Raw genomic sequence first — 21,396 nt, forward strand, 5'->3', positions numbered from 1 at the left:
CTTAATTTATATAATCGATCAATATGATCATCGGCGTTCCGAAAGAAATCAAGGTCCACGAATACCGGGTGGCCATTGTGCCCCATGGGGTCAAGCGGCTTGTTGAAAACCGTCACGCCGTTTTGATCGAAAAAGGGGCCGGCCTCGGAAGCGGAATATCGGATGAAGAGTTTTCCTCTTCCGGAGCTAAACTGGTTTCCAAGAAAGAACTGTTTCTTCAGTCTGAACTCATTTTGAAAGTCAAAGAACCTCTTCTGGAAGAGGTTCCTCTTTTCCGAAAAGGTCAGATTCTCTTCACCTATCTCCATTTGGCAAGCGCTCCCTTGCTTGCAAAAGGCCTTTTGGAAAGCGGTATCACAGGAATTGCGTATGAGACGATCGAACTGCCGGACGGCACACTTCCCCTCTTAATGCCTATGAGCGAAATTGCCGGACGTCTTTCTGTACAGGTCGGTGCTTTTTATCTCCAGAAATCTCAGGGAGGGATGGGCGTCTTGTTGTCCGGCCTGGCGGGGGTTCCCCGGGGAGAAGTTGTGATCCTGGGTGGAGGAACGGTCGGTTCCAATGCCGCCCGGATGGCGATCGGCCTGGGAGCAGGGGTGACGGTTCTCGATTCCCGGCCGAACCCCTTAAGACGACTGGATCAGGAGTTCAAGAACCAGATTCAGACGTTGATCTCCTATCCGGAAACTGTGAAAGAGCAGGTGATGAAAGCCGACATTCTGATTGGAGCGGCGCTTATTGCGGGTGCGAAGGCTCCGTTCCTGGTTTCAAAGGAATTGATTTCCAATATGAAAAAGGGGTCCGTAGCGGTAGATGTGTCTGTCGATCAGGGGGGATGCTTTGAAACAACCCGTCCGACAACACATCAGGATCCGGTTTACAGGGTTGGCGAAGTGCTCCATTACGCCGTGACCAATATGCCCGGGGCGGTTCCAAGAACGGCGACTTTTGCACTGACCCATGCCAGCTTTCCTTATGTGTTGAAATTGACCGAGCTCGGGTTTAAAAGAGCGATACAGAATGATCAGCCCTTTTTGAAAGGGGTCAATCTCCTGTCGGGAAAAGTGACCCACCCCGAAGTGGCCAGAGCAATCAACTGTCGATATGAACCTGTTCTATAGTTAAAACGCCCATAACCAGGGGAAACGCGTATTCCTTCCTTAATCGGCTATACTTCAGGTCTCAAACCCAACCAGATTCGTAAACTCACTCAGCTTTATCGCAGAAAAAATCTCCCTTCTCAACTTATTTCGCCGGAACTGGCAAGAAGCCTCACAGAGCTATCTCTTGAAACCGGCCGGCAGGTCGGTTTGTTGATACACCGGCAGGGAGGGATTGAAGCGGTGATCATAGGGGACGAACGTGAAATCGTCATTCCCGATCTGAGCGCCTATCGCCTCGGTGGAAAGAGGCTCAGAGGCCTTCGTTGTATTCATACCCATTTAAAACACGAACCCTTGACGCAGGATGACCTGACTGATCTGGCCCTCCTTCGGCTGGACTTCATGGCCGTGATCGAAGTCCTGGAAGATGGACTTCCTGGATTTGTCACGTTGGGGTATTTGGTTCCTCCTGATTCGGACCATAAAGTTTACGAGATACTTCCTCCCGTCCCTTTTCATCAATTGAAGCTTCCCTGCGACGAATTTATATCGGATCTTGAAAAGAAATTAACCCAGGCTCAATCCACGTTCGACATTCATGATCCTCGGGAGAGAGCCCTTTTGGTGTCGGTATCCACCGGAGATCGAATGGACCAGGAGGATTCGCTCGAGGAGCTAAAAGAACTGGCCCGTTCCGATAATTTGTTGATCCTTGATGCGATGATGCAAAGACCGAAATCGATTCACCCGAAATATTTGCTCGGTTCAGGAAAAGTCAAGGAGGTAGTCATCAAAGCGCTGCAAGCGGGAGCGACGCTTCTGGTTTTTGACCAGAGTCTTTCACCCGGACAGGCCAAGGCAATTGGTGAACTTTCGGAAATGAAGGTCATCGACCGGAATCAGTTGATTCTCGATATCTTTGCCCAGAGGGCCAAAAGCCGGGAAGGAAAAGTTCAGGTGGAACTGGCGCAATTGAAATACCTTCTCCCCAAACTTTCAGAAAGGAGCACCGATCTTTCCCGGCTGACCGGAGGGATTGGAGGGAGAGGTCCGGGAGAAACCCGTCTGGAAATTGATCGTCGAAGGGTGCGCGAGAAGATTGGAAGACTTGAAAAAGAGCTCAGATCGCTGACCCTGGGACGTGAACAACGGAGAATGAGACGGAAAAACAGTGACATTCCCATTCTTTCGATCGTGGGTTATACCAATGTCGGTAAATCGACCCTGCTGAATATCTTAACCAAAAGCGATGTGACGGCGGAAGATCTCCTCTTTGCAACGCTTGATACGGCCAGCCGCAGGCTCCGGTTTCCCCGGGAAAGAGAAGTCATCATCACCGATACGGTCGGGTTTATTCGTGACCTTCCCAAAGATCTTTTTGCCGCCTTTGCGGCCACCCTGGACGAACTTCAGGACTCAGACCTCCTTTTACATGTCGCGGACATGTCGAATCCGAGGGTCGAACAGCAGATCAAGGCGGTCGAGTCCATATTAGCCCAGCTTCATCTGGAGACGAAACCAAGACTGTTGATTTTGAATAAAATGGATAAAATGGACCCCGAAACGGTCAAAAATCTTACGTTTAGACTTCAGGGAATTCCGGTCTCGGCGCTTCATCCAGAGAGTCTGGAGAATCTCCTCTTGGCCATGGAGGAAAAAGTCTTTCCTCCCCGTAACTTTTTGGAATAAAAGGGGTTTAAAAAGTATGTGGAGGGGAAAAACCGCCCTGAAGAAGGCGGATCGTCACGAAATTGATCCTGATGCCCGTCTGATGCTCCGGTATCGCGAGGGGGATGAGCGTTCCTTTGACCTTCTGTTTCACAAATATTTCAAGTATGTTTTGAATATTTCCAGGAGGTTTTTTGAACAAGAGGCGCTTGCCGAAGAGATGGCCCAGGAGGTTTTTACCCAGATTTATCTGGCCAAAGAAAGTTATGAAGCAACAGCCGCTTTTAAGACCTGGTTATACCGGATCACGCTCAATAAATGTCTGAACGAAAAACGAAAAGGGGTCTACCAATTTCCAACGCATTCAATCGACACCCTGATTGAAGATGAAGATGGAGGTTCATACAGCAGGGAGTTAAAGGATCAATCGCAGATGTCCCCTCTGGAAGGGCTTGAAAAGGCCGAATTGGAAAAATTATATCAAAAAGGATTGGGATCACTTACCGAGCCGCAGCGGGTCTCGTTTATCCTGAGCCGGGACGGGAATCTCTCCTATGCGGAGATTGCACAATCGATGAAAACGACGGAAAATGCGGTGAAATCCCTCATTCATCGGGCGAACTGTTCCCTCAAGAATTATTTGAAAGCTTCTTTTAAGGATGAAGGAAATTGAAATGATGAATTGTCACGAAACTGAAGAACAGTTAACTTCCTATCTGGATCTCGAGTTATCGTTAGGGGAAAGGGAATCGATTAAAGAGCATCTTTTGGGCTGTTCCCATTGTCGGGAAGCCCTTAATGAATTGAAGAAAGTGGGGCAATGGGTTCATCTGGTTCAATCTGAGCCGGACTTCTATTTTGAAAAACAGTCTCTGAGAATCGTTAAATCTTCGGGTGTCACTCGCGAAGAGAAGATTGTTTGGGCTCTGGCTCCGTGGGAGCTTTTCCGTGTCCCCTCATTCCGGCGGGCCGCGATCACGTTCGTTTTTCTTTTCGCGGTCGTGACTGCCTATTACCTGGGTTATCAATCCCGTCCTTTCTGGGTGGCTCAAAGTGTGGGTGTTTCAGAGCGTGACCTTGAAAAAATCAACCGGGAAATCGATTTCTATCAAGATTTCGAAATGATTCACCAGCTCGATCTTCTCAAAAAGATGGATACGGGGAGCGAAAAGGGAAAGGAGCAGAATTTATGACAAAGATTCATTCCGTTATCCTGGGTGGAATCTTCTTCCTCACTTGCATGGTGGCCACTCCCGTTTCTGCGCAGGTGGAACGACTGACTCCTCAGGAAAGAGAAAAGGTCAAAAAGAATTATGAAGAGTATGAAAAGTTGCCACCCGAGGAAAAGAGCCGTTTAAAACAGAGATTCCAGGAATATCAGCAAGCGCCCCCGGAACAGAAAGAGAAATTGAGGGAAAATTACAAAAAGTACAAAAACATGAGTCCCGAAGAGCGGCAAAAACTCCATCGAGAGCTGGAAAAAAGAGGTTAAATCCGAACGCGCAATGAGTTGAAGTCGAGGTCTTTTTTTTAATCAGCTAGTTGTGTTATAGTAAATTAAATGAAATTAGTTCGATTCTGCTCCACTTTGATATTATTGGGCGTGGCCTTGTCCATGACGGGCCGGGGAGTTTACGCCGTGGAGCCTCAAACGACCGCAGGCGCGTCTAAAATTGTCATCGTCACCCCAAAAGAGGGGGACCATCTCCCTGCCAGTGATGAAGTCCAGATCGAATATCAATTTGTCCGTGGCATGAAAGACAACGGAAATCATGTTCATGTCTATCTGGATGGCGAAAATGAGGGGACGTCAAGACGTTCTCCAAGAGGACTGGGAAAACTTGCTCCCGGAAAACATACCGTATTATTAAAAGTGTCCAATCAGGATCATGAGTGGGTCAACGTGGAAGCCACGGTGCAGTTTGAGGTTTCTGCTCATCCCTCCCGTTAAGGAGTTTTTTTCATGTTAAAAGAAACAAAATTTATCTGGCTGGACGGAAAACTGGTCCCCTGGGGTGAAGCGAAGGTCCATGTTCTGACCCATTCCCTCCACTACGGATTGGGGGTATTTGAGGGGATCCGTTGTTATAAAGGGAGTGCGGGACCGGTCATTTTCCGGCTGAAGGAACATACCGAACGCTTATTTGATTCGGCCCATATTACCCGGATGAAAATTCCGTTCAGCATAAAAGAGATCATGGATGCGACGATCGAAACGGTGAAGACAAATGGGCTGGAAGAAGGTTATATCCGGCCACTGGTATTTATCGGCTATGGTGAAATGGGTCTTTACGTTAAGGAGAATCCGATTCAGGTGATGATTGCGGCCTGGCCCTGGGGGACCTATCTCGGAGATGAAGGAATTAAGAGCGGCATTCGGGTCAAAATCTCTTCATTTACACGGCACCATGTCAATATCAGCATGACTCGCGCAAAAGTGAGCGGATACTATGTGAATTCCCAGATCGCAAAGCTCGAAGCAAAGGAACTGGGATTTGACGAAGCGCTCCTCCTGGATACCGAGGGGTACGTTGCTGAAGGTCCGGGGGAAAATATCTTTATCGTCAGGAAGGGTGAATTGAAAACCGTACCGCTGACATCGATACTGGATGGCATTACCAGAAACTCGGTGATGACCCTTGCCAGGGAGCTCGGCATTCCATTTCGGGAGGAACGATTCACCCGGGACGAACTCTATATCGCCGATGAAGCCTTTTTTACCGGAACGGCGGCGGAGATTACCCCTATCCGGGAAGTCGATGGAAGGCAGATTGGAAAAGGAAAACCGGGTCCGATAACCCAACGCATTCAGGAGAAGTTTTTTAATATCGTCAGGGGAAAAGAAAAATCCCACGCCGAGTGGCTTGTCCCGGTCCGGTAATCAGCATCCTGGATGAAATTCGATTACAATAAGATCAGATCGCCTCGAGAAAAGCTTGGGGGGTATCTCTTTCTTCCCCGGTTAATCGACAAAGTCCGATTGCAGGCAAAGGGAGAACTTCCTGCCGAATATTGCGGCAATCTTTTTGGAAAAGGGAACGCACTCGATAACCGATTGCTTCAGTTTACGGGTCTTGATGCAGAAAAACTTCGGGAAGTCATTTTAACATCCTATCGGGACGAAGAAGTTCTCGACTGGGTCGAAAAAAATGCAATTCGCCATACCGAAAAAGAAGTGGCGGCCTGGATTAAAGAGATCGACACTTATCGTCCTGCTCCGGAAGGGGTCCTCTTTCGAAAAAAGAACTATCCCGAACTTGCAAAAAGAATCGATATCGGCGCTCTCAATGTCCTGGACATGATCGACATGGATGAAGGCCGCATACCGGTCAAATAAACCCGTTCCCCGCTCGTCAGGCATTTCTAACAACAGATCCCCATTTCTTGACAGTCACTCATCGAAAGCAGTAGTCTCGATCCATGGGACGTCCGAGTTCTGAATTCAAGAAGGGCCGCGGAAGCGGAGAGAACCCTCGAAATCGATTTGAGTCATTTTCCAGAATTAAAATAACCGACCCCGACTGGGAAGCGGAAGAAGAACCTTCTCCTGCTACTCAATTTCTTACCGATACATCCCGCACGATTATTACCACCCACACCAGCCCGGATGTTGGTTTTGAAGCAAGTATTAATCCATATCGTGGATGCGAACATGGGTGTGCCTATTGTTATGCCAGACCGACTCATGAGTATCTGGGGTTTTCAGCGGGAATGGATTTTGAAACCAGGATCATGGTGAAACCGAGGGCGCCCGAGCTCCTGCGCGGGGAGCTTTCGTCAAAAAGCTGGATTCCGAAATTTCTTGCGATGAGCGGAGTCACCGATCCCTATCAGCCGATTGAAAGGAAGTTGGGATTGACCCGCAAGTGCCTTGAAATTTTGCTCGAATTCCGAAACCCTGTCGCAATCATTACTAAAAATTACGGCGTGGTGCGAGACAAAGACCTCCTTTCGGCTCTCGCGAAATTTCAGGCAGCCATTGTCTATATCTCGATTACCACGCTTGACCGAGACCTCTGCGGGATCCTTGAACCAAGGACTTCCCGGCCGGAGAAGCGATTGGAAGCCATTTCAATCCTTCACTCAGAGGGGATCCCGACCGGAGTCATGGTCGCACCCGTCATTCCAGGTTTGACCGATCCGGAAATTCCCCGGATCTTGCAGTCGGCAGCTCAGGCCGGGGCCCGGTTTGCAGGGATGGTTCCGCTTCGTCTTCCGTTTGCGGTGGCTCCGCTATTTGAGGATTGGCTGGAACAGCATCTCCCGGATCGGAAGAACAAGATTTTAAATCGTATCCGCGAGATCCGGGGAGGCGCCCTGAACGATCCTGAGTTTGGTTCAAGAATGACAGGAAAGGGGGTTTTTGCCAGACAAATTCACGATCTATTCGACCTGTCGTGTCGAAAAACAGGTCTTAACCGGGAGAAATTTCAACTTTCTACCCGGCATTTTCGGCCGCCCGCCGGGAGTCAGATCTCTTTTGATTTCTGATCTTCTTGATTTCCAAAATACGGGACTTCCATACTTCGTTCGAAAACATTCGGCGATTAAAACAAGGAATCGGATTATGGAGAAGAAAGGAATGGAAAGCATGATCGAGAAAATACCGGTTCGAACTATTGCATTCGTCATTTTTTTGATCATGGCTTCTTTAAAAGTTTATGCAGGAGAAATGACGATCTCTGCGGCCGCAAGTCTTACCGATGCCCTTCAGGAGATCGGAATGGTTTTTCTGGAACAGCATCCCGAACACCACGTTTATTTTAATTTTTCAGCATCCGGTCCCCTGATGCGCCAGATTGAACAAGGCGCGCCGGTCGATCTTTTTATCAGTGCCTCTCCCAACGAAATGAATGAACTGGAATCAAGAGGCTTGTTGATAGACAAATCCCGAAAAGATCTTCTGAGCAATGACGTGGTTCTGATCCTTCCGGCGGGGTTGGATCGTCGCGTTCAAAGCTTTCATGATCTTCGGGATGCCTCAATAAAGAAGATTGTTATCGGCGATCCTGCTTTCGTGCCGTGTGGCCGCTATGCCCAGGAAATCCTGAAAAATCTTGGAATCTGGGATGCTCTCAAACCCAAATTGATCTTTGGAGAAGATGTTCGTCAGGTCCTGGAATATGTCGCGAGGGACGAAGTTGATGCCGGAGTGGTGTTCGCAACCGATGCGGCAATCAAATCTGGCAGGGTAAAGGTGGCCGCCTTTGCTCCGGAGAAGAGCCATAGTCCGGTGCTCTACCCCGTGGCTATCATCAAGAGCTCAAAGAACCCGGAACTAGCCAGAACTTTCCTCAACTTATTGGGAAGTCCAGACGCGCTGGCTATTTTTAAGAAATATCAATTTAAACCTTTCGAGGAGAAACTAAAATAATGAAAATCAGCGGTCAGAATAAATTACCCGGAGAGATTATCGCCATCAAGAAAGGGGATATCGAATGTCAGGTCACGATAAAAGTTCACGAAAATCAGGTTGTTTCCGTGATCACGCGAGACAGCGCTGAAGAGATGAAACTGAACATAGGAGACAGGGTGATTGCCCTGATCAAGGCTACAGAAGTCATGATCATAAAGGACTGATTATGAAAGAGATCCCATCCAGTCGATAGGTTTTTTAGGCCATACATTGTTGTCCGTCGGAAAATACGAAATTGTTTTGTTCACGCATTCCACCCCGTTCTCTCCGGTGAAGAGCTCGCCTGGATTCATAAAAATGACTAAAAATAAAGGCGAAATTCCATATTGATTCGTTTTTTACTATTGGCATAACCTTTGCTTATTTTAAGGGCAGAGTCCAAATCCTTTCTCTTCTATAAGGGATGCTCAGTTCAAATTTCAACTAAAACAATGTATGAAAGGGATAGATGGTTAAAGTAAAAGAGATTATGACTAAAAAGTTTGTCAAAATAGAAGCGGATAAATCGATTCGTGAAGCGTGCAAAATGATGGCAAAAATGAAGATTGGAAGCCTGATGGTATGCAAGGGAACTGAAGTGATTGGAATACTGGAAGAAGGTGATATTATCAGAAACGTTCTGGCGAGAGATCTCAATTCCTATGTGACCAAAGTGGAGAAAGTGATGTCGGTTCCTTTCATCATTGACGAGGAAAGTACTGATGATGAAGCGAGTGATATGATGAATCAGCATCATGTCAGGCATCTGGCTGTGACTTCGGACTCGAAGATCGCCGGGATCATCTCGATGCTCGACTTGATCCGCCCGGTCTATTCAGGAAAATCATTTTGGGCATAAAAAATCGATTTTTTTGTCGAGAGGTAATTTTGGAAGAGGCGCGAGCCTCTCTTTTTTTGCCTGTTTTAACTGCGGAGTAAGCGATTTTACCCCAACGAAAAAAAGGGTTACAGCTATAGCTGTAACCCTTTTTTTTCTTCATTGCGGGGATAGGATTTGAACCTATGACCTTCGGGTTATGAGCCCGACGAGCTACCGAGCTGCTCCACCCCGCAGAAGCATCGTAACAAAGCCATCAGGCGATGTCAATTTTAATTTGGGTATGGCTCCCTTCACGTCAGGGAAATTCGTGATTGAACCCCTTTTTAAGGCTTGATAGAATGGATCAATGTCAGCCATTCAAATTGTGACCTTTCCTGCCCCCATTCTGAGAGAAAAAGCGTCGCTCGTGATAAACGTCGATGGCGGTCTGCAAAAATTGATCGATCAGATGATTGAAACCTTATATGGCGTGCCGGGTCTCGGCGTTGCGGCGCCGCAGGTCGGGAAGTCTCTTCGTCTTTTTATTTATGATATGACCCTTAAAGAGGGAGAAAAGCAGAAATTGACTGTGTTGATGAATCCGGAAATCATCGCTTCCGAAGGGGAAATTATCGCGGAAGAGGGCTGTCTCTCTATTCCGGAACATTGGGAAAAGGTGAAAAGGGCCGCCCGTGTTCAAATTAAAGGGATTAATCGTGAAGGAAAGGAGCTCCGGTATGAGGCCGAAGGGCTCCACGCCAGGCTGATTCAACATGAGATTGATCATCTAAATGGCGTCTTGATGTTCGACCATTTGAGTTCTTTGAAACGCAATATCCTCCTAAGAAAATTGAAAAAAGAAAAAAAGCAAAGTTAATTAATGAGGGAGCGTCGGTGTGAATATTGTTTTCATGGGCACCCCTGAGTTTGCCGTCCCCTCGTTAGTGGCTTTGGCCGATTCCGGGAAAAACATCATCGCAGTGGTCACCCAGCCTGACCGTCCCAAAGGAAGAAAACAGATTCTGACACCGTCTCCGGTTAAAGAACGCGCTGAAAAACTCTCTTTTCCAATCTATCAACCTGAAAAAGTCAGAGACCCCCGATTCATCGAAACGATAAAAACGCTTTCTCCCGATGTCATGGTTGTCGTGGCATTTGGTCAGATCTTGCCCCAGACATTACTCGATGTACCTCGTTTCGGATGCGTCAATGTTCATGCTTCGCTACTTCCGAAATTCAGGGGAGCGGCGCCAGTTCATTGGGCCTTGATTGAAGGCGAAAGGGAGACCGGGGTGACCACGATGCTTTTGGATGCCGGGATGGATACCGGACCGATGTTAAGAAAAAAGAGTCTGACGATTCTGCCTCAAGAGACGGGAGTGACGCTCTCGCAGAAACTGTCTCATCTGGGTGCGACAGTTCTCCTGGAGACCCTTGAGGATTTAGAAAAAGGAAAACTCCACCCAATTCCTCAAGATCCGAAATTGGCGACGTATGCGCCACTCCTTAAGAAAATGGATGGAGAGGTGGTTTGGGAAGAGTCCGCAGTGAGAATTGAAAGAAAATGGAGAGCCTTGACTTTGTGGCCCGGGATGTTTACTTACCATCGTAAGGGACTCATCAAATTGGTAACGGTAAGGGTCTCCCAGGAAATAATCCGGGCCCAGCCCGGGGAAGTGCTTGATGCCGGAAAAGAAGCGATCATTGTTGCAACCGGCCAGGGCAGTCTTGAAATTTTAGAACTTCAGCCGGAAAATGGCAGAAAAATGACCGTTTCGCAATATCTTTCCGGACATCCGCTCATGAGAGGGGAGAGATTGGGGGAAAAATAGAAAACACGATTTGATTTATGGTATACTGACCTCCTGGTTTCACAAACAATGCAATTAAGTACCTGACGAAGGAATGAGAAAATGAAGAATAATTTGAAAACCACTTTTTTGCTAGTTTTATTGACTCTTCTCATGATTTTTATAGGAGGCGCGATCGGCGGCAGGGGAGGAATGACCATTGCCTTTGTCATGGCAATGGGAATGAATTTTATTTCCTACTGGTTTAGCGACAAGATTGTTCTTGCCATGTATGGAGCCAAAGAAGTGTCCCAGAGCGAAGCACCGGAACTCTACAGTACGGTCAGTTATCTTGCCACCCGGGCAAATATTCCGATGCCAAAAATTTATATCATGGAAAATCCGACACCGAATGCTTTTGCGACAGGGAGAAATCCCGAACATGCTGCGGTAGCGGTCACCACAGGAATTCTCGGAATATTGAATCGCGAAGAGTTAACCGGTGTTCTGGGTCATGAACTGGCCCATGTTCAGCATCGTGATATTTTAATCAGTACCGTTGCAGCGGCGATTGCCGGAGCGATCAGCATGCTTGCCAATATGGCACAGTGGGGTCTGATTTTTGGAGGCGGGCGAAGCGACCGGGAAGAGGGTTCAGGTGGTTTGGCTGGTTCGCTCGTGATGATTATTGTCGCTCCGATTGCCGCGATGCTGGTACAGATGGCGATCTCCCGTTCGAGAGAATTTGAGGCGGATCGGGGCGGTGCCCTTATTTCAGGCAACCCCATGTCGCTCGCCAACGCACTTCGAAAACTGGAACGAGGTGTTCAAGCAGTGCCCATGGATGCCAATCCGGCGACCGCCCATATGTTTATTGTAAGTCCTTTGACCGGCAATGCTTTTTTCAAGCTTTTTTCCACGCATCCTCCGATGGAAGAGAGAATTGCCCGGCTAGAAAGTATGGTTGTTAACGGCTAATCTCATCTTTAAGATTCCAAAAAAACCCCATCAAACAGCTTAAAAGTGTTTTTGGGGTTTTTTTGTGGAAACCGACCGAATGATGACGAAATCGAATCCTCGACTTTCTGCGCTTCACATTGTGAATGAAGTCGAAGAAAAGGAGGTGTTTCTCGATCCGCTGATGGAACGGGAATATGAAAAGCTCACTTCGCTTGATCGCGGTTTGCTGAAAGAGCTGGTCTATGGGACCTTGCAATGGCAAGGCTATCTGGACTGGGTGATTAACCGGTATGCCGATCGAAAGACCCATCGGATGGGAGAGTGGGTTCGAAATACCCTCCGGTTGGGAACCTATCAGCTTCTCTTTTTGACGAAAATTCCTTCTTTTGCCGCAATTCACGAGAGTGTCGAACTGGTCAAAGAAAAGGAAGGGCTCCCTTCTTCCGGATTTGTTAATGGCGTTCTCAGATCCATTCTTCGGGATAAAGAAGCGCACAAAATCCCCGATCTGAAAGACGACAGTTCCCATAATATTGCCATCAAGTACTCCCAGCCGGAATGGCTTGTAAAACGGTGGGTTGCCCGATACGGAATTGAAAACACGCGGACCTGGTTCAAAAGCAAAATCGGCACGCCCCCATTTACCATTCGGGTGAATCGGGTCCTGATCGATCGGGACCATCTCTCGTCTATCTTGTTAGACGAAGGGATCAGTAACCAGAAAACAGAATTCTCTCCTGTCGGATTGGTTCTGGATAGACCTGGAGATGTGACACGCCTCCACTCTTACCAGAAGGGTCTTTTTTATGTCCAGGACGAAGCATCACAACTTGTCCCTTTTTTATTATCTCCTCGATCCGGAGATCAGATTTTAGATGCCTGCGCCGCTCCAGGTGGAAAAGCGACCCAATTGGCAGAACTCATCGGAGACCGGGGCGAAATTATGGCCGTCGATCAGAGTCCCGACCGGATTAACACGCTCCAGAGGAATTTAAAGCGTCTCGGCCTGACATCTGTAAAGCCACGCCAATTCGATTTAACCCGAAATGTAAAAGAATTTGAAAAGAGAGGATTTAACAAAATACTCCTGGATGCCCCCTGTTCGGGCCTTGGAGTGTTAAGCCGCCATCCGGAAGGGAAATGGCAAAAACGGGAAAATCTCCTCCCCTCCTATTCGAAATCCCAGTCCCAGCTCCTTGAAGTGGTTTCAAAGAGCTTGAAAGGGGGCGGAATCCTGGTATATAGTACCTGTTCAACTGAACCGGAAGAGAATGAAAAAGTAATTGAAAAGTTTATAAAGAACAATCCTGCATTCCGGGTTGAGAATCCGAGGGCTTCCCTTCCGGAAGGTTGCAACCGGTTTATTGGGAAAGACTATTATTTCCGGACCTTTCCTGAAGGGGAGAATATGGATGGATTTTTTGCAGTCAGAATGGTTAAAAAGACATGAAAAAAATAGCCCCTTCGATCCTTTCGGCCGATTTTGGCCATTTGGCGGATGAGATAAAAAGGGTAGAAGAAGCGGGGGCTGATATGATCCATGTGGATGTCATGGATGGCCATTTTGTCCCCAACCTGACCATTGGTCCTCCTGTGATCGAATTCATCCGGAAAGCCACCGCTCTTCCCCTGGACGTTCATCTGATGATCGAAAGACCAGAACAGTCTATCAATGACTTTGTTTCAGCGGGGAGCGATATTCTGACTGTTCATGTCGAAACCTGTCCTCACCTTCACCGGACTATCCAGCAGATTAAGGAAAAGAATATTAAGGCAGGTGTCACTTTGAACCCGGCGACCTCCCTGACGCTGGTGGAAGAGATCATCGACTCGGTAGATCTTCTGCTCATCATGTCGGTGAATCCCGGTTTCGGGGGACAGAGTTTCATCCCTTCGGTTCTTTCCAAGATTCGCCTGGCCCGCAAAATGATCGATCGTAAGAATGCGAAAGTCATGCTGGAGGTCGACGGGGGAATCAAGATCGACAATATTAAAGAGATCTCCGAAGCCGGCTGTGATGTTTTTGTGGCCGGGTCCGCGATCTTCAAGAGCAAAGATTATCGAAAAACGATTACGACGATGAAACAGTTAATATAGGACCGATTTTGAACATTTCTGAAATCATCGACTCGCTCCATCCCCTCGAAAAAAAAGTCCTTCTCTATTTCCAGCAGGTCCCTATACTCCTTTCTGTACCCTTAAAAAAATTAGTAGATTCCCAAGTCATCGATCCTTCTCAAATTGAAATGGTCCTCGGCTGGCTTCATTCCAAACAGATCTGCGAAGTCATTGTAACAGGGTCCCGCAAGTTTGCTTCATTGACGCCTCTGGGTGAAACCTATGCAAAGTCAGAAATTCCTGAAATCAGAATTTTCAGTCGGATCAATCAAACCCCGACGACCATCAAGGAGATCCAGACGAGCGCGGAATTTGAACCGGAAGAAAAGAGTTCGGCCATTGGCGCTTTAAAAGAATCAGGGTTAATCCAGATCGGTCCGGGGGGTGTTCTTCAGGTAAAGAACAGGGATGTTTTAGCCCAGTTTAACAAGATTCAGGATCTTCTCAAAAAACTTTTGGAAAAAGAGGGGCGTTGTCCAATTCAAGAATTATCTGAAGTTGAAAAAATGATTGCGGAAGAATATTCCCATAAACGAGGAAAGTCAAAAGGCCTGATTCGGATTGATGAAGAGGTCGAAAGAGAAATTGTCGTTACCCCCGCTCTTGGAAAAAAGATCCTGTCTTCCTTATCCAACGAGCAGACCGAAGTGACTTATTCCCAGCTCACGCCCGAGATGTTGAAGGATGGGAGCTGGCGAAATCAGGCGCCCCGTAAATATAACATTCATCTGAGACCTTCCCGGATAGCCATTGGAAAAAAGCATCCCTACAGACAATTTCTCGATCTTTTGAAATCGAAACTGGTCGGACTTGGATTTATGGAAATGAGGGGTGAGCTGGTCGAAACGGAATTCTGGAACAATGACGCTCTTTTTATGCCCCAGTTTCATCCTGCGCGTGATATTCACGATGTTTATTTTGTCAAAGAGCCATTGTTTGCCAAATCGATTGGCCAACCTTTTCTCAATCAGGTCTCTGAAGTCCATAAAGACGGCTGGAAGACCGGCTCCAGGGGATGGCGATATGATTTTGATCAGGAAAGGGCAAAAAGACTCATTTTACGCAGCCAGGGGACAGCGGTTTCTTCCAGGACCCTTGCCTCTAAACCGGAAATTCCCGGAAAATATTTTTCGATCGCGCGCTGTTTCCGTTATGACCAGGTCGATGCGACCCACGCTTCTGACTTTTTTCAGGTGGAGGGAATTGTACTGGGCGAAACCATTCATTTCAAAACGCTTCTTGGTCTTTTGACCCTGTTTGCGAAAGAAGTGGCGAAGGCCACGGAGGTAAAATTCCTTCCGGCCTATTTCCCCTTTACGGAACCGTCCGTCGAAGTGCATGTCAAACATCCTCAACTCGGCTGGATGGAACTGGGGGGGGCAGGACTTTTCAGACCGGAGGTGACCCTGCCTCTCGGGGTAAAGGTTCCGGTCATTGCCTGGGGGCTCGGACTTGATCGAATGGCAATGATGGCATTGGATATCCAGGATATTCGGGATCTCTTTTCCCCGGATCTGGAATTAGTCCGCTCCAAGAAAGTCTCGGTGTAACCGATGCCCTCCATTTTAATCAAAAAGAGGGATCTGGAGTCTCTGGTCGGAAGAAAGATTTCCATTGTTCAATTCGAATCCTATCTCCCCTGGGTCAAGGGGGAGTTCAAGGAATTTGATGAGAAGAACGGCGAAATCAAGGTTGAACTAAACGACTCCAATCGTCCCGACCTTTGGTGCAGCGAAGGGATCGCCCGGCAAATCAAGCTAAAACTTAATAACCGAAATCCAAAATATCCTTTTTATAGACATTCGGCCAAGTCCAAAAAATACAGAATTTTCGTTGAAAAAGAGGTCGAATCCGTCCGGCCGTATATCGCCGCCTGCGCCGTTTCCAATTTTGTTATGACTGAAGAAGCCCTGGTTCAGTTCATCCAAACCCAGGAAAAGCTGGCGGATGTCTTTGGTCAGAAAAGAAAATTGTTATCGATCGGAATCTATCATCTTGAACCGGTTGTTTTTCCGCTCGTTTATAAAATGGCATCGTCAACCGGAACCGGGTTTATCCCGCTCGGATTCGAGGAGAGGATGACTCTCAGGGAGATTCTTGAAAAACATCCCAAGGGGAAAGCCTATCGTCATGTTTTTAAGCATGAGAACAAATTACCCGTTTTTGTTGATCAAAAAGGGACCGTTCTCTCCTTTCCTCCCATTATTAACAGCCGCGAAGCGGGAGAGGTTAAGGCGGGAGATCGGAATTTAATGTTGGAAGTGACCGGGACCGATCTAAGGCTGGTCAATCTGGTACTGAATATCCTGGCTACCAATCTTTTTGACCGCGGAGCGAAGATTGAACCGATTGCAGTCTCCTATCCCTTTAAAACCCCGTATGGAAAAGAATTGATTTTCCCGATGGCAATCGATGTGCCGGTGATGGTAGAAATACGGGAGATTGAGAAGCTTCTGGGGGAATCTTTTAAACCGGAACGGGTCAAAAAAGCGCTGACCTCCTACGGGCATAACGTGGGCAGGGGGACCGGCACCAAATTGCGAGTAAACCCGCCACCGTATCGAGACGATCTGCTCCATTCTGTCGATGTGATTGAGGATGTCGCCATCAGTCTCGGTTATAACAATTTTGAACCGGAGCTTCCGAAAGATTTTTCAAGAGGGAGCTTGTCCAGGGAAGAGTCTTTCTCGGATACACTCCGCGAATATTTTATTGGGTTTGGATTTCAGGAAATGATCTCCAATATCCTGAGCTCGCGGGAAGAGCTGGTTGAAAAAATGAATCTGAATCACGCCCCCCTTCATCTGGTTGAAATCGAAAATGTCATGACAGCCCAATTTTCTATCGTCCGGAACCAGATACTTCCTTCGCTTTTACGTGTCGAAGCGGCCAGCAGTAAGGCATTTTATCCCCACCATATATTTGAAATTGGAGAGGTGGCCGAAAAAGATCTTTCACAAGATCTGGGATCCAAAACCCGGATTCAGCTTTCGGCGCTCATCGCCCATCCGAACGCTTCTTTTTCTGAAATGCATTCCTACCTGGATATGCTTTTCTATTACCTGGTCGGGAGCAAATTTCTGTTTCATGGATTAAAGTCAGTGAATCATTCGAGCTATAATTCCGGAAGATTTGGTGAAATTTTTTACAGGGACGAAAATAGTCCGGAAAAAGAGATCCGGGTGGGATCGTTAGGCGAAATTCATCCCGAGGTCTTGGAGAGGTGGCAAATCGGAGTGCCCTGTTCCGCACTCACGCTCGACGTCAATCTCCTGTTAGCACTCACCCAATCCGAATAATATCATATCAATCCATAGGCCGGCGAAGATGGAATCATGAGCCAAATCGATTGGATCGGATTTATCCCGGCGTCCGTTGCAGTCATACTCGCTCCAGGTCCCGGTTCCTTGTGGGTAGCCCGGGTGGCGGCTTCGTCGGGCAACCGCGCTGCCGGTTCGGCGATGCTCGGAATTTTAACCGGCGATGTCATCCTGGTTTCGCTTTCTCTCTTGGGGGTTTCAGCGCTCTTTTCAGCTTATCCCGCCCTGTTTCATGCATTTCAACTGGCGGGCACAGCCTATCTGATCTACCTGGGACTGAAGTTATTTCTGACAACGGGACTTCAAAAACAAACGCTTGGCTTAGAAGAAATCTCGGGAACATTCAAAAAAGGGGTTACCATCACCCTTTCCAATCCGAAGGCCATCTTTTTCTTCATGGCCTTTTTTCCGCTTTTCCTCAGATCAGGAGGGGAGGGGTTTCTCTCTTCTTATGCGACGATGACCTTGCTCTTTCTGGGAGCCAACCAGGTTTATCTCTTTTTTTTAAGTCGAATTTTTTGTAAAGTGGGCGCCGTATTTCAGGAGAACTTGCGGCTGCAAAAAATAGCACGCAAAACCTGTGGAATCGTTTTTATTTTTTTCGGAATCAAGATCGCTTTTTTCACAGGGTAAGGCTTTCTGAAGATCGGGTTTAGAAAGGAGGAAATCAAATTTACAGGTTAGTCAAAAAACTTCATATGCCAGGCCGCAGAAGCGAGGCATACGGAGCGTACATGATGAGTACGTGAGTAATGCCGAGCGACGAGAACGAAGCAGATGAGTTTTTTCACTAACCTGTGGGTTAAGCAGCGATATGCTGTTTCGCCACCTCCACAATCTTATTAAACCCCGCCAGGTCGTTTACCGCTAACTCAGCGAGCATTTTGCGATTAATTCCGATATTGGCCTTTTTTAAGGCATTGATAAACCGGCTGTAAGCGATTCCAGCCAATCCTGCGGCCGCGTTGATTCGGGCAATCCAGAGCCTTCTAAAGTCTCTTTTTTTAGCTTTCCGGTCGCGGTAGGCATATTGAAGACCCTTATCGACCTGTTCAGTAGCTGATCTGAAAAGCTTGCTCTTGGCGCCGTAATATCCTTTCGCCATTTTTAATCTCTTTTTATGTCTTGTTCTGGTTTTGGTGCCGCCTTTAGCTCGAGGCATGTTATTCTCCTTTATCGATCTGACGATAATGAATCACTTGCTGCGTTCTCGCATCTCAACCTCCTTCAACGTACTAACTCAGTACGCCTCAGTCGTTTTCGAAGCTGCGGCCTGGCAATTAATCCATTCTTGTCAGATCTATTTGCTAGTTAGTTTGACTTATTCTTCACAATTTCAGAGCTTGTGTTTTATGAAATTTAAATTCCGCCGCCGTAAGGGAGTAGTCTTTTAACCATTCTCTCTTCCGCCGGGATCAAAACCCCTTCAACTTTGAGAGCTCTCTTTCTTTTTGCGTTTTTAGTGGTTAGAAGATGCCTCTCTCCCGCTCGTTTAATGACCACTTTTCCTGTACCCGTAATTTTAACTCTTTTTGCCATCCCTTTATGGGATTTTATTTTCGGCATTTCATAACTCCTTTTTTCAAATTTATTCCGGTTTAGCTTCTTTCACTTCTTCGATTTTACTCTCCAATCTAATCTCCGCAGGGATTGCCGTTTCAACTTTTGGAATGGCTTCCACTTTTGGAGGTTTAGGTGGTTTGGGTGCCTTTTGTCCCTTTCCTTTTTCTGATTTCGGAATGACGATCATGACCAGGGTGTTCCCTTCCATCCGGGGAATCTGTTCAATCGTGCCATGAAGGGAAATTTTTTCCATGAACTGGTTCATCAGTGCCCGGCCGATGGACTGATTGACATTTTCTCTCCCCCGGAACATCAAGGCCACTTTGACTTTGTTTCCCTCTTCCAGAAAATTTCTCGAATGTCTGATTTTTATTTCCAGGTCATGCGTATCTGTATAAGGACGAAGCTTAATCTCTTTTAAGACGGCGGTCTTGGAATGGAGCTTGGCATTGTGGAGTTTTTTGCTCTGTTCGTACTTATATTTCCCATAATCCATGATCCTGCAGACAGGGGGATTGGAAGTAGGAGCGACTTCGACCAGGTCCAGTCCGCTCTCTTCAGCCTTCTTGATCGCCTCAAAAGTCGGCATGACACCCAGCTGATTGCCTTCTCCATCGATGACCCGCACTTCTCTCGCCCTGATTCCACGGTTGACATTTAATTTAACGATATAGGTTCTCCCGGTTCAAAGTTTTTAATATTATCCATTAAGCCCACCACCAATATCAACGGAATTAATATCCTGATTTAAAATAGAGACAAATTGATCGAGCGTCTGACCCTTGAGTTCCTCTCCGCTTCTTTTCCGGACTGAAATCTGGCCCATCTGAACTTCCTTATCGCCGACAATCAACATGTAGGGGGTCTTTTGAACCTGCGCTTCTCTGATCTTTTGTCCCAGCTTTTCATTTCGGGTATCCACTTCAACCCGATATTTTAGTTTTTTGAGTTCTGCCGAGATTCCTTCAGCGTAGGCCAGCTGTTTCTCTGAAATCGGGATGATCAGCGCCTGTACCGGGGCGAGCCAGGTTGGAAAAGCGCCCGCGTAATGTTCGATCAAAACCCCAAAAAACCGTTCGATGGATCCCATCAGAGCGCGATGAATCATGATCGGCTGATGCTCTTTCCCGTCGGTTCCACGATAAGTGATATTAAACCGCTCCGGAAGATTAAAATCAACTTGAATAGTAGAACATTGCCAGGCCCGGCCGAGGACATCCTTTATTTTTAAATCGATTTTAGGTCCATAAAATGCCCCTCCCCCTTCGTCGACCTGATAGGCCAGACCGGAATCTCTCAGACCTTTTGCAAGGGCTTCGGTTGCAATTTCCCATTTGTCGAGCGTCCCGACATATTTTTCCGGCCGGGTGGAAAGGTAAACTTCGTATTCATCAAATCCGAATTTCCTTAGAGTAGCGAGCGTGAATAAGATAACTTTCAAGATCTCCGCTTCAATCTGTTCAATCCGGCAGAAGAGATGGGCATCATCCTGGGTGAATCCCCGAACTCTCAGGAGACCATGCAGAACGCCCGATCTTTCGTATCGGTAAACGGTTCCCAGTTCCGCAAATCGGATGGGAAGGTCCCGGTAGCTGCGGATTCGCGATTTAAAAATCAGAATATGAAACGGGCAATTCATCGGTTTTAATTCAAAATCAGTTCCTTCCACTTCAATGGGGGAAAACATGTTCTCTTTATAAAATTCAAGATGCCCGCTCTTTTTCCAAAGATCAATTCGCGCAATATGAGGGGTTCCAACCAGCTCATATCCATCCCTTAAATGCTCCTCGCGCCAGTAGTCTTCGATTATTTTTCGAATCAGCGCTCCTTTCGGATGCCAGAGAACCAGGCCGGGACCGATCTCTTCGTGGATCGAAAAGAGGTCAAGCTCCCGTCCGACTTTGCGGTGATCCCTTTTCTTGATCTCTTCCAGTCGGTTTAAATATTGGTCGAGCGCTTCTTGCGACGGGAAAGAAGTCCCGTAAATTCGCTGAAGCATCCTGTTTTTCTCGTCGCCGCGCCAGTAGGCTCCCGCGGTATGCAAGAGTTTAAAAGCCGGAATCTTTCCTGTGGAAGGGAGATGGGGCCCTCTGCAAAGATCGATAAAATCTCCCTGGTGATACAGGGTGATCGGCGCCGCAGGATCGAGATCTTTAATGATATCGATTTTGTAATTCTCTCCCTCTTTTTTAAACCGGTTCAGGGCCTGATCTTTAGAGATCTCTTCCCGGATATAGGGGTTGTCTTTCCGGGCAAGCTCCTTCATCTTATTTTCAATTTTTTCAAGGTCTTCGGGAGTGAAGGGGGTCTCAACTTCAAAATCGTAATAAAATCCATCATCGATGGGCGGACCAATCGCCAGTTTCACTTTTGGAAAAAGTTCCTTAACGGCTTGTGCCATGAGATGAGCGGAGGAATGGTGAAAAATATCCTGACCTTCTCTGGAATCAAATGTGACGAGTTCGAATTCGGTATCTCGCAGAACCGGCTCTCTTAAGTCTCTGACTTCTCCATTAATTTTGACCCCGATTCCATGACGGTAGGGTTCGGGAAGTTTTTCCAAAATTTCAAATATCAGGATTCCTTTTGGAAATTCCTGTTTCAATTGTTGGTTAACTGTAATCTGGATCGTATCTGCCATAACCTAAAATAAAAA

The 21,396-nt window shown here is 47.2% G+C and carries 24 protein-coding genes and 1 tRNA gene; 20 read left to right on the plus strand and 5 right to left on the minus strand.

Features of this window, described 5'->3' with window-relative positions; translation table 11 throughout:
- Positions 1-23: 23 nt before the first annotated feature.
- From ald to HY200_10225, 12 genes are all read left to right on the plus strand, one after another.
- Entirely contained in the window at positions 24-1,124 is a 1,101-nt protein-coding gene (ald, locus tag HY200_10170) for an alanine dehydrogenase (GenBank protein MBI3595310.1), read from the plus strand.
- A gap of 30 nt (positions 1,125-1,154) precedes the next feature.
- The gene (gene hflX / locus HY200_10175) at positions 1,155-2,795 is read left to right on the plus strand and encodes a GTPase HflX (protein ID MBI3595311.1); all 1,641 of its coding nucleotides are present in this window, start codon (positions 1,155-1,157) and stop codon (positions 2,793-2,795) included.
- Positions 2,796-2,811: 16 nt separating this feature from the next.
- A complete protein-coding gene (locus HY200_10180; protein MBI3595312.1) occupies positions 2,812-3,447 on the plus strand; it encodes an RNA polymerase sigma factor in 636 nt (211 codons plus the stop codon).
- Between the two features lies 1 nt (position 3,448).
- Positions 3,449-3,967 (plus strand): zf-HC2 domain-containing protein, encoded by a 519-nt coding sequence (locus HY200_10185; GenBank protein MBI3595313.1) that lies wholly within the window; start codon positions 3,449-3,451, stop codon positions 3,965-3,967.
- On the plus strand, positions 3,964-4,266 hold the full coding sequence (locus HY200_10190; protein MBI3595314.1) for a DUF3106 domain-containing protein: 303 nt from the start codon (positions 3,964-3,966) through the stop codon (positions 4,264-4,266). The genes HY200_10185 and HY200_10190 overlap by 4 nt, the downstream gene beginning before the upstream one ends.
- A gap of 69 nt (positions 4,267-4,335) precedes the next feature.
- Positions 4,336-4,725 carry a hypothetical protein gene (locus tag HY200_10195; GenBank protein MBI3595315.1) on the plus strand — a complete coding sequence of 130 codons (390 nt, stop codon included), beginning with the start codon at positions 4,336-4,338 and terminating at the stop codon, positions 4,723-4,725.
- A gap of 12 nt (positions 4,726-4,737) precedes the next feature.
- Complete coding sequence (locus HY200_10200; GenBank protein MBI3595316.1) at positions 4,738-5,655, plus strand: branched-chain amino acid transaminase; 918 nt, start codon at positions 4,738-4,740, stop codon at positions 5,653-5,655.
- Between the two features lie 12 nt (positions 5,656-5,667).
- Positions 5,668-6,111 carry a DUF5069 domain-containing protein gene (locus HY200_10205; GenBank protein ID MBI3595317.1) on the plus strand — a complete coding sequence of 148 codons (444 nt, stop codon included), beginning with the start codon at positions 5,668-5,670 and terminating at the stop codon, positions 6,109-6,111.
- Between the two features lie 83 nt (positions 6,112-6,194).
- The gene (locus HY200_10210) at positions 6,195-7,265 is read left to right on the plus strand and encodes a PA0069 family radical SAM protein (protein MBI3595318.1); all 1,071 of its coding nucleotides are present in this window, start codon (positions 6,195-6,197) and stop codon (positions 7,263-7,265) included.
- Between the two features lie 76 nt (positions 7,266-7,341).
- Positions 7,342-8,148: a molybdate ABC transporter substrate-binding protein gene (gene modA, locus HY200_10215; GenBank protein ID MBI3595319.1), complete on the plus strand. Its 807-nt coding sequence runs from the start codon at positions 7,342-7,344 to the stop codon at positions 8,146-8,148.
- Positions 8,148-8,354, plus strand: a complete 207-nt coding sequence (locus HY200_10220; protein MBI3595320.1) for a TOBE domain-containing protein — start codon at positions 8,148-8,150, stop codon at positions 8,352-8,354. The genes modA and HY200_10220 overlap by 1 nt, the downstream gene beginning before the upstream one ends.
- Before the next feature lie 284 nt (positions 8,355-8,638).
- Entirely contained in the window at positions 8,639-9,028 is a 390-nt protein-coding gene (locus tag HY200_10225; protein MBI3595321.1) for a CBS domain-containing protein, read from the plus strand.
- Positions 9,029-9,169: 141 nt separating this feature from the next.
- Here the strand turns inward: HY200_10225 and HY200_10230 are convergent.
- Positions 9,170-9,243 (minus strand) — tRNA-Met (locus HY200_10230).
- 113 nt (positions 9,244-9,356) lie between these two features.
- On the opposite strand from HY200_10230, the gene def reads away from it, so the two are divergent.
- From def to HY200_10270, 8 genes are all read left to right on the plus strand, one after another.
- Positions 9,357-9,866: a peptide deformylase gene (def, locus tag HY200_10235; protein ID MBI3595322.1), complete on the plus strand. Its 510-nt coding sequence runs from the start codon at positions 9,357-9,359 to the stop codon at positions 9,864-9,866.
- 34 nt (positions 9,867-9,900) lie between these two features.
- Positions 9,901-10,821, plus strand: coding sequence for a methionyl-tRNA formyltransferase (locus tag HY200_10240; GenBank protein MBI3595323.1), 921 nt, complete (start codon positions 9,901-9,903; stop codon positions 10,819-10,821).
- Between the two features lie 81 nt (positions 10,822-10,902).
- On the plus strand, positions 10,903-11,757 hold the full coding sequence (htpX, locus tag HY200_10245; protein MBI3595324.1) for a zinc metalloprotease HtpX: 855 nt from the start codon (positions 10,903-10,905) through the stop codon (positions 11,755-11,757).
- Positions 11,758-11,836: 79 nt separating this feature from the next.
- Positions 11,837-13,189, plus strand: a complete 1,353-nt coding sequence (rsmB, locus tag HY200_10250; GenBank protein ID MBI3595325.1) for a 16S rRNA (cytosine(967)-C(5))-methyltransferase RsmB — start codon at positions 11,837-11,839, stop codon at positions 13,187-13,189.
- The gene (locus HY200_10255; protein MBI3595326.1) at positions 13,186-13,836 is read left to right on the plus strand and encodes a ribulose-phosphate 3-epimerase; all 651 of its coding nucleotides are present in this window, start codon (positions 13,186-13,188) and stop codon (positions 13,834-13,836) included. The genes rsmB and HY200_10255 overlap by 4 nt, the downstream gene beginning before the upstream one ends.
- An 8-nt stretch (positions 13,837-13,844) precedes the next feature.
- Positions 13,845-15,407 carry a phenylalanine--tRNA ligase subunit alpha gene (locus HY200_10260; GenBank protein MBI3595327.1) on the plus strand — a complete coding sequence of 521 codons (1,563 nt, stop codon included), beginning with the start codon at positions 13,845-13,847 and terminating at the stop codon, positions 15,405-15,407.
- Between the two features lie 3 nt (positions 15,408-15,410).
- The gene (pheT, locus tag HY200_10265; GenBank protein MBI3595328.1) at positions 15,411-17,156 is read left to right on the plus strand and encodes a phenylalanine--tRNA ligase subunit beta; all 1,746 of its coding nucleotides are present in this window, start codon (positions 15,411-15,413) and stop codon (positions 17,154-17,156) included.
- A gap of 36 nt (positions 17,157-17,192) precedes the next feature.
- Positions 17,193-17,810, plus strand: coding sequence for a LysE family translocator (locus HY200_10270; GenBank protein ID MBI3595329.1), 618 nt, complete (start codon positions 17,193-17,195; stop codon positions 17,808-17,810).
- Positions 17,811-17,979: 169 nt separating this feature from the next.
- Here the strand turns inward: HY200_10270 and rplT are convergent, their stop codons facing one another.
- From rplT to thrS, 4 genes are all read right to left on the minus strand, one after another.
- Positions 17,980-18,339, minus strand: coding sequence for a 50S ribosomal protein L20 (gene rplT, locus HY200_10275; GenBank protein ID MBI3595330.1), 360 nt, complete (start codon positions 18,337-18,339; stop codon positions 17,980-17,982).
- Between the two features lie 197 nt (positions 18,340-18,536).
- Complete coding sequence (gene rpmI / locus HY200_10280) at positions 18,537-18,743, minus strand: 50S ribosomal protein L35 (GenBank protein ID MBI3595331.1); 207 nt, start codon at positions 18,741-18,743, stop codon at positions 18,537-18,539.
- Positions 18,744-18,765: 22 nt separating this feature from the next.
- On the minus strand, positions 18,766-19,410 hold the full coding sequence (locus HY200_10285; protein MBI3595332.1) for a translation initiation factor IF-3: 645 nt from the start codon (positions 19,408-19,410) through the stop codon (positions 18,766-18,768).
- Between the two features lie 30 nt (positions 19,411-19,440).
- Entirely contained in the window at positions 19,441-21,381 is a 1,941-nt protein-coding gene (thrS, locus tag HY200_10290) for a threonine--tRNA ligase (GenBank protein MBI3595333.1), read from the minus strand.
- Positions 21,382-21,396 lie beyond the last annotated feature (15 nt).

Source organism: Nitrospirota bacterium (assembly GCA_016194305.1).
Classification (GTDB): domain Bacteria; phylum Nitrospirota; class Nitrospiria; order JACQBW01; family JACQBW01; genus JACQBW01.